12 protein-coding genes and 2 pseudogenes are annotated in these 11,782 nt (G+C 65.9%); 7 read left to right on the forward strand and 7 right to left on the reverse strand.

Annotation, left to right across the window (positions count from 1 at the left end; all coding sequences use genetic code 11):
- Positions 1 to 64: 64 nt before the first annotated feature.
- Positions 65 to 727: pseudogene (locus G3I17_RS24715) on the reverse strand (IS3 family transposase); the annotation flags it as partial.
- Positions 728 to 906: 179 nt separating this feature from the next.
- Positions 907 to 2,580, reverse strand: a complete 1,674-nt coding sequence (locus tag G3I17_RS24720) for an esterase-like activity of phytase family protein (protein WP_164599985.1) — start codon at positions 2,578 to 2,580, stop codon at positions 907 to 909.
- 146 nt (positions 2,581 to 2,726) lie between these two features.
- Here G3I17_RS24720 and G3I17_RS24725 point away from each other — a divergent pair, with 146 nt between their 5' ends.
- Positions 2,727 to 4,322, forward strand: coding sequence for an alpha/beta fold hydrolase (locus G3I17_RS24725; RefSeq protein ID WP_164599986.1), 1,596 nt, complete (start codon positions 2,727 to 2,729; stop codon positions 4,320 to 4,322).
- Between the two features lie 13 nt (positions 4,323 to 4,335).
- Here the strand turns inward: G3I17_RS24725 and G3I17_RS24730 are convergent, their stop codons facing one another.
- Together G3I17_RS24730 and G3I17_RS24735 are read right to left on the reverse strand one after the other, a co-directional pair.
- Positions 4,336 to 4,569 (reverse strand): hypothetical protein, encoded by a 234-nt coding sequence (locus G3I17_RS24730; protein ID WP_164599987.1) that lies wholly within the window; start codon positions 4,567 to 4,569, stop codon positions 4,336 to 4,338.
- A 128-nt stretch (positions 4,570 to 4,697) separates the two neighbouring features.
- Entirely contained in the window at positions 4,698 to 5,525 is an 828-nt protein-coding gene (locus tag G3I17_RS24735) for a hypothetical protein (protein ID WP_164599988.1), read from the reverse strand.
- 388 nt (positions 5,526 to 5,913) lie between these two features.
- Here G3I17_RS24735 and G3I17_RS41025 point away from each other — a divergent pair.
- The 5 genes and pseudogenes from G3I17_RS41025 to G3I17_RS24750 form a co-directional block, all read left to right on the forward strand.
- Positions 5,914 to 5,982 (forward strand): annotated as a pseudogene (locus G3I17_RS41025) (sigma factor); the annotation flags it as partial.
- Positions 5,983 to 6,094: 112 nt separating this feature from the next.
- Positions 6,095 to 6,793 (forward strand): RNA polymerase subunit sigma-70, encoded by a 699-nt coding sequence (locus G3I17_RS24740; RefSeq protein ID WP_343238402.1) that lies wholly within the window; start codon positions 6,095 to 6,097, stop codon positions 6,791 to 6,793.
- Positions 6,794 to 6,798: 5 nt separating this feature from the next.
- Positions 6,799 to 7,080: a hypothetical protein gene (locus G3I17_RS39995; RefSeq protein ID WP_203590706.1), complete on the forward strand. Its 282-nt coding sequence runs from the start codon at positions 6,799 to 6,801 to the stop codon at positions 7,078 to 7,080.
- A gap of 13 nt (positions 7,081 to 7,093) precedes the next feature.
- The gene (locus tag G3I17_RS40000) at positions 7,094 to 7,540 is read left to right on the forward strand and encodes a DUF6069 family protein (protein ID WP_203590707.1); all 447 of its coding nucleotides are present in this window, start codon (positions 7,094 to 7,096) and stop codon (positions 7,538 to 7,540) included.
- Positions 7,541 to 7,687: 147 nt separating this feature from the next.
- Positions 7,688 to 8,554 (forward strand): phosphotransferase, encoded by an 867-nt coding sequence (locus G3I17_RS24750; protein ID WP_203590708.1) that lies wholly within the window; start codon positions 7,688 to 7,690, stop codon positions 8,552 to 8,554.
- A gap of 367 nt (positions 8,555 to 8,921) precedes the next feature.
- Here the strand turns inward: G3I17_RS24750 and G3I17_RS24755 are convergent, their stop codons facing one another.
- The gene (locus G3I17_RS24755; protein ID WP_239062880.1) at positions 8,922 to 9,143 is read right to left on the reverse strand and encodes a tyrosine-type recombinase/integrase; all 222 of its coding nucleotides are present in this window, start codon (positions 9,141 to 9,143) and stop codon (positions 8,922 to 8,924) included.
- A gap of 369 nt (positions 9,144 to 9,512) precedes the next feature.
- Between G3I17_RS24755 and G3I17_RS24760 the strand changes: the two genes are divergently transcribed.
- On the forward strand, positions 9,513 to 10,097 hold the full coding sequence (locus tag G3I17_RS24760) for a hypothetical protein (protein WP_164599989.1): 585 nt from the start codon (positions 9,513 to 9,515) through the stop codon (positions 10,095 to 10,097).
- A 315-nt stretch (positions 10,098 to 10,412) separates the two neighbouring features.
- Here G3I17_RS24760 and G3I17_RS24765 read toward each other — a convergent pair whose 3' ends face one another.
- Both G3I17_RS24765 and G3I17_RS24770 read right to left on the reverse strand, forming a co-directional pair.
- The gene (locus G3I17_RS24765) at positions 10,413 to 10,904 is read right to left on the reverse strand and encodes a hypothetical protein (protein WP_164599990.1); all 492 of its coding nucleotides are present in this window, start codon (positions 10,902 to 10,904) and stop codon (positions 10,413 to 10,415) included.
- An 89-nt stretch (positions 10,905 to 10,993) separates the two neighbouring features.
- The gene (locus G3I17_RS24770) at positions 10,994 to 11,743 is read right to left on the reverse strand and encodes a hypothetical protein (protein ID WP_164599991.1); all 750 of its coding nucleotides are present in this window, start codon (positions 11,741 to 11,743) and stop codon (positions 10,994 to 10,996) included.
- Between the last annotated feature and the right edge of the window lie 39 nt (positions 11,744 to 11,782).

Below are 11,782 nucleotides of genomic sequence, written 5' to 3' on the forward strand. Positions count from 1 at the left end.
CTGCGACGGACCGGAGGCGGTGTCCTTTCACCACCGCACGGTTCAACAGCGCCTCGTGGCGCTCGATATCAGTCAGCCAGACCAGGTTCGGTGCCGGCGCGGTGAACACCCGCTTCACGAGATCGTCGTGCACGGGTGGGCCGGCTTTGCGGTTCAGTCCGCGTTTCTTGGCGTGGACCGACCAGATCCGCTCCTGGCCGCACAGCCTCGCGACCCGGTTCTCGCCCGCGTTGTGGCCCTGGTCGGCGAGTTCGTCGGCGATGAATCGGTACCCGAACGCCGGGTCGTCGGCATGGATGGCCCGGGCCGCGTTGATCAGGTGCGCGTCATCCCAATCGCGTTGTGTGACAGGGTTTCTGCACCACTTGTAGAACGCTTGCTTGGAGAAGCCGAGCACCCGGCAGGGACGCCGTCGACGGCGAGGTCAAGGACCAGCGGGTACATCATTTTGGTTGATGTCGCGGGCGAAGTAGGCAGCGGCCCGGCGCAGGATCTCGTTCTCCTGCTCCAACTGCCGGACCCGCCGCATCGCCTCCCGCAGCTCGACCGACTCTTCTCGAGTCGTTCCGGGGCTGTTGCCGTCCTCGATATCGGCCAGTTTCAGCCAGCGGTGCAGACACGCCTGCGAGATCCCGAAGTCCTTCGCGATCTGAGCGATCGGCGCCTCGCCTTTGCGGGCGACCGCGACCACATCACGACGGAACTCCAACGGAAACGCTTTCGGCATGACAGACATCCTTCCAGCAAGGACCCAAGTCCTCACAGATCAGGAGTCAACCGAACCGCGGGCAGTCCCCACGGTCCTCAACCACTGATCCACCGTAGATTGCCACTTCTGACATCCCACCCAACAAAGCCAAGCCGCGAACGTTGAGTGGGCGGGCCCGACCGGGGGGCGTGAGTACGTCAGCGCACGTGGATGGTCACCGTGACGGTCTTCAGGACTGCGGGCAGTTTAGTGGTGTCGATCTTCAGGATTTCGGCGTTGTCGGTCTGGCCCGTGGGTGGCAGCACCTTCTGGTGGACCGTCCACTTTCCGTCGGGGTCGACGACGATGGTGTCGATGCCGAAGTCGTCGTCGTTGGACAGATACAGCGTCCGCCCGCCATCCGTCGTCGCAACACCCTCGACCTTGTCATGCGCGAAGAACCTGCCGGTCGGGTCGAGCTGACTCACCAGCATCCCGACATTGACCGACGGCTGTTTCTGCGCGACATTGACGCCCGCCTTGGTGAGCGCCGCGAGCGCGGCATTCGTGCCGGCCGCCCCGACGAACGCCTCGGGCGACTTTCCACCGATCGTCAAACCGCTGACATCCGTTGCGCCGTTGATGTCGACTGCGTTGAGGCTCTTCTGCGCGAACGGCTCGAAATTCCCATCCCGCTCGTCGATGAGGAACTTCGTGTTGGTCAGCGCGGTGATCTCGCTGGCGGCGCCACCGGTCGTCTGCGGATTGTCGAGCAGGTACAGGTACTGCTTGGTCTGGTACGTCCGCAGGTTGATCGTCACGATCCGACTCGGCGAGACGTTAGCCGGCTTGACGCCACCCAGATCCGGCTGCTGCAGCGCCGACTGCATGACACCCACGAGAGTCGAGCCGTCCGGGGTGACTGTCAAGCCTTCCATGCCCTTGTTCTTGGCGCGATACGCGAGTTCGGGCGGCAGGTACCCGATGATCTTGTGGTACGCATTGTCCGGGCTGTCCTTGTACGGCGTAAGTCGGCCCAACTCGTAGCCCTTGGCATCGAAATGCGTGACGTACGGACCGTACTCGTCCGAGACCCAGAACGTGCCGTCCGGCAGCGCCACCAGGCCCTCGGAGTCGTAGCCGTACGGATCCCTGGCCACCGGCACCGGCGTACCGCCGTTGGCGTTCGTGGCGACGACGTCGTCGATCACCTCACTTGTGTCGTGCGGCGGGCGGCCGCTGTACTCGACCCCGCCGAGGCTCTTCGGCCCCTTCAGCGTGATCTGTCCCTGCAGTTGGGCCTTGCCGTTGACGAGCTTGAACTTGCCGATCTGTGGCGTGAAGTCGAGCAGCATCTCGGACTTGTTGCCGTCCGGGGCATCGGCGTTCGGCCCGCGATCGGTGAGCCCGTAGAACGAGCCTGCTTTACCCGGTACCGGCGCAAGGGCCGACCCGAAGCCTTCACCGGAGATCTCGGTGGTGGTCCCGCCCGGCCCGGCGACCTTCGCGAGCGGCGGCAACGGCTCCCCGTTCGACCCGGCGTCCTTGAACAGCTGTACCGCGTCGGAAGCCGTGTAGGTAAAGGTGTCCACACCCTTGAACCCACCCTTCGGCACGTACGCGAAAGACCCATTCGCGTCAATCGTCACAGTGCCGTTGGCCGGGTCTGTATTCCGTACTACCGCAGTCGCCCCGAAATCGTTCCGCAGCACGTTCCCGGTCACCCGGCCGTGCCCGCTGAACCCGTCGGCGACCGCCCGGAAATCATGCGACGGATTGGCCAGCCACCCAGCAGCCTGGGTCGCAACAGTGCCCGTGCCCAGCACAGCAGCGGCGGCACCGACCGCAACGACGATCCGGGTCTGCCGGCGGGAGAAGAGTCGTGGAGTCATACCCCTGAACCTGTCCCTCAGCGGTGAATTTCGAGCCGCACTTCGGTGAACTCTCAGAGTGAGATGGCCAGCCGCATCCGCACCTGAATCGCCAGACCCCTTGCCTCTGCCGGTGGTACGGGTTCAGGATGCGTCGGGGAGGAACCATGAGAATCCGTCGTTTGATTGTCGCTGCCACCGTCTCGTCCGCACTGGTTGCCGGGGTGATGTCAGTCCCCGTCGCGACCGCTGCGCCGTCGGGACCGACCTCGGTCGGCTATACGCCGCCGCCCGTGCAGTGGGGCGCATGCACCGTTCCACGCCTGGTGGCCGCCGGCGCTCAATGCGGTTACGTCGTCGTACCGCTCGACTACGACCGTCCCAACGGAACGAAGATCCAGCTCGCGGTCTCCCGGGTGAAGCACAAGACGCCCGACGCGCAGGCGCAGGGTCCGATGCTGGTGAATCCGGGTGGTCCGGGCGGCTCCGGCCTGATCTACGCGATCTTCGGCGATTTCGTCCCCGACGGTGCCGGTGACGCCTACGACTGGATCGGTTTCGACCCGCGTGGTGTCGGCTCGAGCAAGCCGGCGCTGAGCTGCATCCCCGACTACGCCGGCTATAACCGTCCGTTCTATGTGCCGGTCACGCCGAAGCTGGAACAGACCTGGATCAAGCTCTCCAAGTCGTACGCGAAGGCTTGTGACGCCGACCAGCACGCGCTGCTGGGCCACCTCAAGACCATCGACTCGGCGCGCGACATGGAGAGCATCCGCAAAGCCCTCGGCGCCCCGCAGATCAACTTCTACGGATTCTCGTACGGCACCTACCTGGGCCAGGTGTACGGAACGCTCTATCCGGACAAGCTGCGCCGGGTCATCTTCGACGGCGTCGTGGACGCGCGGCGGGTCTGGTACGGGGCCAACCTCGACCAGGACATCGCATTCAACAAGAGCGTCAAGGTGTTCTTCCAGTACGTCGCCGCGCACGACTCGACCTGGCATCTCGGCAAGACCGAAGCCGTGGTCGAACGCCGGTACTACGCCGAACTGCACAAGCTCATCGGCCACCCGGCCGACGGCAAGATCGGTCCGGACGAGTGGACCGACATCTTCACCCAGGCGGGGTACTACGTGTACGGCTGGGTGGACGTCGCCAACGCCTTCGCCGCCTGGGTGCATGATCGCGATGCTGCGCCCCTGGTCGAGCTCTACGGCGGCCCACCCTTCGACGACAACGGATACGCCATCTACCTGGGCGTCCAGTGCACAGACACCCAGTGGCCCACAAACGCGAACGCAGTACGGCGCGACAACTGGCGCACCTACGCGAAGGCGCCGTTCCTGACCTGGTCCAACGCCTGGTTCAACGCCCCCTGCGCCTATTGGCCGGCAAAGGCCGGTCGCCCGGTCAAGATCGACGGCAGCAAGGTGAAGAGCGCCTTGCTGATCAACGAGACACTGGACGCGGCCACTCCTTACTCGGGAGCCCTGCAAACCCGGAAGGTCTTCCCTCACTCGGTCCTGATCGAGGGGGTAGGCGGTACCACCCACGCCGGCTCCCTGTCCGGCGTGACCTGCACCGACGATCGCATCGTCGCCTATCTGCAAACCGGCGCTCTACCAGCCCGCAAAGCCGGCAACCGCTCCGACCTCCAATGCGACCCGGTCCCCGCCCCCGAACCAGCAGCGGCCCTGGCCCCCACCGCCAAATCCACCAACCCGGCAACAGTTCTCCGAAGGTCTCTGCCGGTATACCGCTGAAGCCGCCGGCAAGTCAGCGCTGGACGGAGTCGAGACACCTACCGGCAAGGCCGTTCGCTCGGACGGCCTTGCCAACGGCGTCGCGCCGGACCTGCGCGGCTACGGCGACTCCGATCTCGCGCCGGACGACTTCTACGACCACAACGCGTTCACTACGGACCTGACCGGCCTGCTCGACCAGTTCGGGTGGGTGGACCGCGCGCTCCTTCTGCGGCGATCTACCGGTGACCTGAACCAGGCCTGGCACAGCGCGTATGACTACACGCTTACATCGTGATCCACCGCAGCGAGGGACCTGACGAGCCTTCGTCCGCGCGGCGCGTGGGGGGCCAGGTTGTGACGCCGGCCGGGCTGTGCGCGAGCGTCGGCTGGGCGTCAGTCGGTGGCGGCGGCCGGGGGCGTGCGAGCCGCCTCCGGAGCAGGTGCGCCCTGCGCCCGCACGGCCGGCGCCGGCGGTGTCTGCCGCGCCGCGCGCAGTACCCCGATGACGGCGCCGATGAGCCACAGCGCGAAGGCCACGGACGCCATGCCCCCGCTCCAGAAGCCGGACAGGCACAGCACGGCGACGGCGTAGGACACCCAGACGGCCCACGTCGGCAGGGCGCGCGCCTGCTGGGCGATCCGCGTCGTCACGGCGACCAGCGCCGCGCCGCCGGTCAGCCCGGTGAGCGCGATGATGAGCCCTGCTGTGCCGAGCACGCGGGCGGTGTCCGGGTCGAGGGTGAATTCGTCCGACCATGCTGTGAATGCGCTCGACACACTGAGTGACACCCCTGTGATCATCAGCCCGCCGAGCAGCGCCGCCGCCGGCACGGTCGCGTGCGCGAGCGGATCGCCGCCGGACAGCCGTTCCAGCACCCGCCGCAGACCGACGGCGAACCAGAGCAGCAGCGCGATCCCCACGCCGAGTACCGGCAGCCCGATGCCGGCGGCGGTCTGCCACGCGCCGTCGTCGAGCCTCTTGAGGAGGGCGGCGTCCGACACGCCTGGGTCGTCGACGCCGACCGGCGCGCACAGCGCCACCCCGACGACGAGCAGCACGACCGAAGCGGCGCCCGCCCACCCAGCGCGCCGAAGAACTCTTGACTCGTCCATGCCGCCTCCCACGGTCGCGGCCACGGGTGGGTCGGAGTGGTGCAGCACCAGGATCCGGCCCGCGGCGCGAAGTACCGCCAGTCCGAGTTTGCACGTGTATCGAGCCACCAGCAAGGGGCTGGCGGCCCGGTACGCCGGATAGGAACATTGCTGGACTGGCCGAAGGATCGGCGGTTCTCAGAACGAGGAATCGCAGGTCCGAAGTGTGGTCAGATGCGGTCTCGAACCGCCGGCCTTCCGCTTGTGAGGAAGGCGCTCAGCCATGCCGACCGACCCTAGTGATGAGTTGTCGCGCCCGCACCCGTCATACCTACGACCGGAAACGACGAGACTGAAGGATTACGTGATGAGTGCGGGCATACAGCTGGAGGAGCTGGGCATGAGCGGGCTGGGCGAGAGCGGGCTGGGCGAGAACGGGCTGGGCGAGGTGGACGAGCCGGCGTTCTCGGGGCTGGCGGAGCGGCACCGGCGGGAGTTGCACGTGCACTGCTACCGGATGCTCGGGTCGTTCGAGGACGCCGAGGACACCGTGCAGGAGACGTTCCTCCGTGCCTGGCGGCGGCGGGAGACCTTCGAGGGGCGGTCGACGTTCCGGGCCTGGCTGTACCGGATCGCCACCCAACGCCTGCCTGGACCTGCTCGACAAGTGCCGCCCAGAGCCTGCGATCGGTGGCGAGGTGCTGTGGCTGCAGCCCTACCCGGACCGGCTGCTCGACGAGCTGCCCGCCGGCGACGCGGACGAGCCGGAGACTGTCGCCGTCGCCCGGGAGACGATCGAGCTGGCCTACCTGGTCGCAGTCCAGCACCTCGCGCCGCGCCCGCGGGCCGTGCTAATCCTGCGGGACGTGCTCGGCTGGCCGGCGAAGGACGTCGCGGAGCTCCTCGGGGACTCCGTCAACTCCGTGAACAGCGCGCTGCAGCGGGCCCGCGCCGGCATGCGGGAGCACCTGCCCGCCGAGCGGCAGGACTGGACCGGCGGTGAGGAGGACGCTGGGACGCGCGAGCTGGTGCGCCGCTATACCGACGCCAGCGTGGCCACGGACGTCGACGGGCTCGCGGCACTGCTGCGGGACGACGTCCGCAGCTCGATGCCGCCTACGCCGGGCCTGTACGTCGGCCGCGACGCGGTGGTGAACGACTGGGTCGAGGGCGGCTTCGAGGGCATGAAGGGCCTGCGCGCCGTCCTCACCTCCGTGAACCGGCAGCCTGCCGTCGCCTTCTACCTCTGGCGGAAGCAGGAGGGCGCGTACCTGCCGCTGACGATCGACGTCCTGCGCGTCACCGGCGGGGCGATCACCGAGATCGTCACGTTCCACGAGGACCAGTTCCCGCGGCTCGGGCTACCGGAGCGCCTGCCGGCGTACGGCACGGAGTAGTACCGGTGTGGACGCTCGCGCTGCGCGGTGGCGCGCGTGTCGCGGTGGTCGCGGCGGAGTGGTGCGACGCGTTCGGCGTCGTCACCCGCGGGCGGGTGCAGCTGGAGCTGCGGGACGGCGAGCACGGGCCGGTCCTCGGACGCGACGCCGGGTTCTGGCTCCGCGGCACCGGCGTCCGCGCCCTGCGGAACCCCGGCCGTCGCACGGCGAGGGTGCGCATCGTCACCCCCCGGGGCCAGGACCGTCATCTGCCAGTCAACCCACCCCGTACGCCAGTTACCGAATGATGGAAGGAACAACATGAATGACACCGGGGCCGTCGCAGGCCCAGTATCGGGCCAGACCAGCCACACTCACCGGCTCCGCGGGCTCGCCGGCACCGGCTTCATTGCCACGCTCGCAGCGATGGTCGCCACCACCCTCGCCGCTGCGCTTGCCCAGGCCATTGGCGTCGACTTCGAGGTCCCCGATGGTGGCAAGAAGATCCCGTTGTCCGGGTTCGCCGTGGTGACCTGCTTCTTCTCGGTCGTGGGCATCGTCATTGCCGGCGCTCTTCTTCGTTGGAGCGCTCGCCCCGCCCAGCGATTCGTGTGGACGGCAATGTCGCTGACCGCGATCTCGTTGGTCCCGCCCCTCCTCGCCGAGGCAAACCCCGCCACCACCACCGCCCTCCTCGGGCTACACCTCGTCGCCGCGACGGTGATGATCCCCACCCTGGCGCGGAGCATCCGCACCCAGACCAATTGACGAAGCAGAGGGCCATCGCACGGCGTGCGGTGGTTGAGTACAGCGGCTGGTACGACGGCGCCCGGCTGCACAGCACTCTCGGCTACCGCAGCCTCGCCGAAAAATAGGGGGACCGAACAAGATCACGAATGTAGCCTGACCCAAATCATGGAGATGTCCGACATCACGCGTGCGATCGCGGCTGCGACTTCGGTTGCCGCATCGCTCGACCTGCCAGCCAACGACGCAATCGTTCTCCACAACTCGAACAAGCTGGCGCTACGGCTGACGCCATGCGACGTGCTTGCCCGGGTCGCCTTTGTGGGGCAAGAGGTTGCACAGCTCGAAGTCGAGCTCGCTCAACGGCTCGCCGAGGTCGGATGCCCGGTGGGCGCCTTGGAGCCTCGGGTGGACCCGCTTGTTTACAAGCGCGATGGCTTCGCAGTGACGCTGTGGATCTACTACGAGCCCGTGACACCTCACGTCTCACCAGTCGGCTACGCCAAGGCGCTGGAGCGGCTGCACGCCGGCATGCGCAAGGTTGATGTGGCGAGCCCACGGTTCACGGATCGAATCGCGGAGGCGGAAGAAGTCGTTGCCAACCCGGATCTATCGCCGGAGCTTGCCGACGCAGACCGCGTGTTCCTCAGCGGCAGGCTGGCCAGCCTGCGACGAGCGATCGAGGAGCGCGGCGCCGTGGAGCAGTTGCTGCACGGTGAGCCGCATCAAGGCAATGTGCTCAGCACGAAGAATGGCCCGTTGTTCATCGACCTTGAGACGTGCTGCCGTGGACCGGTCGAGTTCGACCTCGCCCATGCTCCCGAAGAGGTCTGCGAGCACTACCCGAACGTCGACCAAGGCCTGCTGGATGAGTGCCGACAGCTCGTCCTCGCGATGCTCGCGGCATGGCGTTGGGAGCTTGGCGACCAGTTTCCGAATGGGAGGCGATTCGGAGAAGAATTCCTCCGCTTGCTGCGAGAGGATTCACCCTGGCCGACCTTCGACACGGTAACAAGGCGACTGGGCGGCCTGTAGAAGTCGCCGAAGGTCACTCGAAAGCAGCAAGGAACCAAGCGGCGAGGCCGTCACCGTTGCAACCCACCTCACCGCGGAGTCGGTCGCTGGGTGACGTTGCCGGACTAGCGGGGCAGTCGGCGGATCTCAGATCGAGATCCACGCTCAAGAATGTGCGGTCAGGGGCGGTCTCGAACCGCCGACCTTGCTTTTCAGGCGCGTACATAACCCCAGGTCGGAGGCCATGTACGCGCCCTTCGTGCATTCCACATGCAACATCAGTCGATCTTGATGGTGCGGGGTAGCCGAGCAGCCGAGCCGTTCGCCGCGATCTCGCTGAGCGCCTTGGCCACCTCGCGATCACGTCCGTCGACCGCAGGATGTAGCGCTAGGCAGCCACAGCCGTTGAATGGCCGACGCGCTTCATCAGGTCGACCGTGCTGGCTCCGGACGCCGCGGCGAGGCTCTGACCAGTGTGGCGGAGGTCGTGAAAGGTCAGGGTCAATCCGACCTTCTTCCGTGCTCGAACGAACGCCTGGTAGACCGCATTGCCGCGCATACGGTGCCCATCGCGGCCGACGAAGAAGAACTCCGGTTTCGTCCAGCACATGGCCCGCGACCCTTCGGATCCGGCCCTCATGAAGCCGAACCCCTATCTGATCGAGCGAGCTGCCCGAGTCCTCGGAGTATCGCCGACTGATGTTCGTGCCGTCCGAGCCAGTGGAGCCGCCAGCATCGGCTACGCGAACAAGCCCGGAAAGGCTGACGACCTGACTGCGGCTGGAGCTGACGTCGTCGTCGGCAGCATCTCTGACTCACCGAGGCGATCCGTACCCGCTGAGCCAGATCTTTGTCTCGCCGTCCCGATCCGCCGATGGCATGCTGGCGGCGTGACAGATCTGGTGTGTCTACGATGCCAACAGCCAGCAGTTGTCGGCAAGAAGGTCTTCGAGACTTTCGAGCAGATGCAGGCAGATGCATGATCGCGGACTCGATTCCGTGGAAGGAAGAGCTGTGGCGCGTCGCTCGCAACCTAGAGCGACGCAAGACCCAAGCGCGCTGGACAGCGCGATCAGGGTTCCTCGTGGAACGGGACACGATGACGGCGGCTTATGCGATTCGCAAGCTGATCGAGGCGCACAAGCTCTCGGATGAGGTGCGTGCTGAGCAAATCCCGGCACAGCGCCACGTCCTCATCGGCGACCCGGTCGACTTCTGGTCACGAGACAAGTTCATCGAGCACTACGACATGGAGAACCCCGAGAACGTCACCCTGTCGTTGATCAACTTGTGTAATCAGATCATCCACAGCCTGATCTGGATGCGGTCGATGGATGGCGAGTCGATGCGCTTCGACGGGATCTTCGTCTGCTCCGATCGCGCGCGCAAGCAACACGTCTACTTCATTCATGTCGACTCGCTTATCGAGACCTTCCGGTCTGTCGCCAACGACGACATCGTGACGCTTCAGATGCAGCGGGATGCCCAGGGCGACATGCACGTCATCAAGGCGAGTCGGAGCCACGACGAGATGCCGCCTTCTTGGGGCCTTCTGCCGGATTGACCGCTTATGGATCAAAGGGCGCGCCCGCTGGGCGCGCCGCCGGGGCGGGAGGCGCCCATGCGACCTGCCGGCCGAACCACCCCCGCCCCGGCGGCGCAGCGGACGCACCTATCCCAAATGCTGCCTCCGGCGGGGGCCTCACGACTCCGGGACGACGGGTCCGATTCGGTCGGTATCTCGGTTGGGGTCGGGGTTGTCGTCCCGTCTGCCGCTCAGCCCAGTCAGCCCCTGATCGCGCTACGCGTGGGCTGAACGGCAGACGGGAAGACACAGGGCGGCGAATCATGGCGGGCGCGTGTGGGCCGAGCTGGCCGGTCAGACGAACCAGGCTTCGGTGGGAAGGGCTACCACGACTGAGACAGTCCAATGTCGTCCGTCCCGATCGCTGCAAGTGACCGGGAGTCGGGCCTCGTGTGCGTGCGATTCGTCGAACTGGACTCGCCATGTCAAGTCTCGTGCCGGTTCCAGCGGTCCGCCGGTAGACATGAGGATTGGAGATAAGGCTCCGGCCTCGATGCCTCGCTGGTCTGGTGTGAAGGACATCCCATGATGCTCAGGGATGCTCACGTGGACCTTGGCTAGGTGCCATGGAGTGTCCAGGCGTAGTGCGAGGTGGTACCAGCCACCCCCTTCGCCGTCGTGAGTGACGATCGACGCATCGAAGGTCGGCATCCGCTCGTCGGTCAGGCGGTCGCTCTCGACCTTCAGCGTTCCCTCTGCGGCTACCTTCTGCTGGTAGGTGAACACGGCGGCGACCAGCGATACGACTAGGGCCAGGAATGACACGGCCAAGGCGAATCCACTCACATCGAGGATGCTACGGCCCAGAGCCGATTTGCTTACAAACGGTGTGAATCCGGTCTGGACGGCCGGGGGCGTGCTGGACAGAACCCGTGTTATTCCGATGGATGGCGAAGGGTTCGCGCCAGCCTCTTTGCGGTTTCCGCGAAGTGGGTCGATGCGTATTTCTCCGACATGACATGCACGACCAGCGAACGCTTTTTACCCTCTGGCATTGCTCGAACCTGCGCATACTCGGTGGTGGCTACTTGTATCTCGCCCGATTCAGGCGCTAGACGACAGGTCACGATGGGGGCGGAGGTTACGACGGCGGGGATGAACACCTTGACGCCTGGTATTGCCTGGTAGAAGTCAACCATCCCGTAGGTGGCGCTGATGACCTGGCGTACGGCGCGCTGCGCAGTGTTCAGCCCCTCGGTGTCTTCGCCTTTGCGTGCCGAGACCACTGCGTGTCCAAACCATTCGTACTTGAAGATGGCGTCATCCGAGAGAAGCTCGTTGGCTCGTTCCCGGACGTAGGCGTCTTCGGCCAGGATGATCGCCTGTGTGCGGGCAGCCGCGTGAGCATGCCCGCTAGCGACGTCGAACACCACCCACGGATTCTTCTTGCTGCTCTTGCACTCGAACACCACGTTCACTCTCGCGGACTGCCTGGAATCCATCGGGACCTCTTGCACGTAGATCAAGTCGGCCTCGCGAAGCTTGCCCTCTAGCGGGTCGCTGTAAGGGATCGACTGGCCAACGAAGCCACCCGTCTCCCGCAGAGCGCTTGCCAATCGAAGCTCAAGGCCGTAGCCGGACTCCTCCAGCCAACTCTTCACGTACTCCACATGGTCCGCAGACATGCAGGGAGCGTAGCGCTTAGGGCAGTTGAGGTGCGTGCA

It is taken from the genome of Streptomyces sp. SID13031 (assembly GCF_010548305.1).
In the GTDB taxonomy this organism is placed as follows: Bacteria; Actinomycetota; Actinomycetes; order Propionibacteriales; family Kribbellaceae; genus Kribbella.

Bases quoted from the DNA above. Each gene is read 5' to 3' on its own strand.
- G3I17_RS24720 (WP_164599985.1), bottom strand. From the start codon at position 2,580: ATGACTCCACGACTCTTCTCCCGCCGGCAGACCCGGATCGTCGTTGCG.
- G3I17_RS24725 (WP_164599986.1), top strand. From the start codon at position 2,727: ATGAGAATCCGTCGTTTGATTGTCGCTGCCACCGTCTCGTCCGCACTG.
- G3I17_RS40000 (WP_203590707.1), top strand. From the start codon at position 7,094: ATGAATGACACCGGGGCCGTCGCAGGCCCAGTATCGGGCCAGACCAGC.
- G3I17_RS24750 (WP_203590708.1), top strand. From the start codon at position 7,688: ATGGAGATGTCCGACATCACGCGTGCGATCGCGGCTGCGACTTCGGTT.
- G3I17_RS24755 (WP_239062880.1), bottom strand. From the start codon at position 9,143: ATGTGCTGGACGAAACCGGAGTTCTTCTTCGTCGGCCGCGATGGGCAC.
- G3I17_RS24760 (WP_164599989.1), top strand. From the start codon at position 9,513: ATGATCGCGGACTCGATTCCGTGGAAGGAAGAGCTGTGGCGCGTCGCT.
- G3I17_RS24770 (WP_164599991.1), bottom strand. From the start codon at position 11,743: ATGTCTGCGGACCATGTGGAGTACGTGAAGAGTTGGCTGGAGGAGTCC.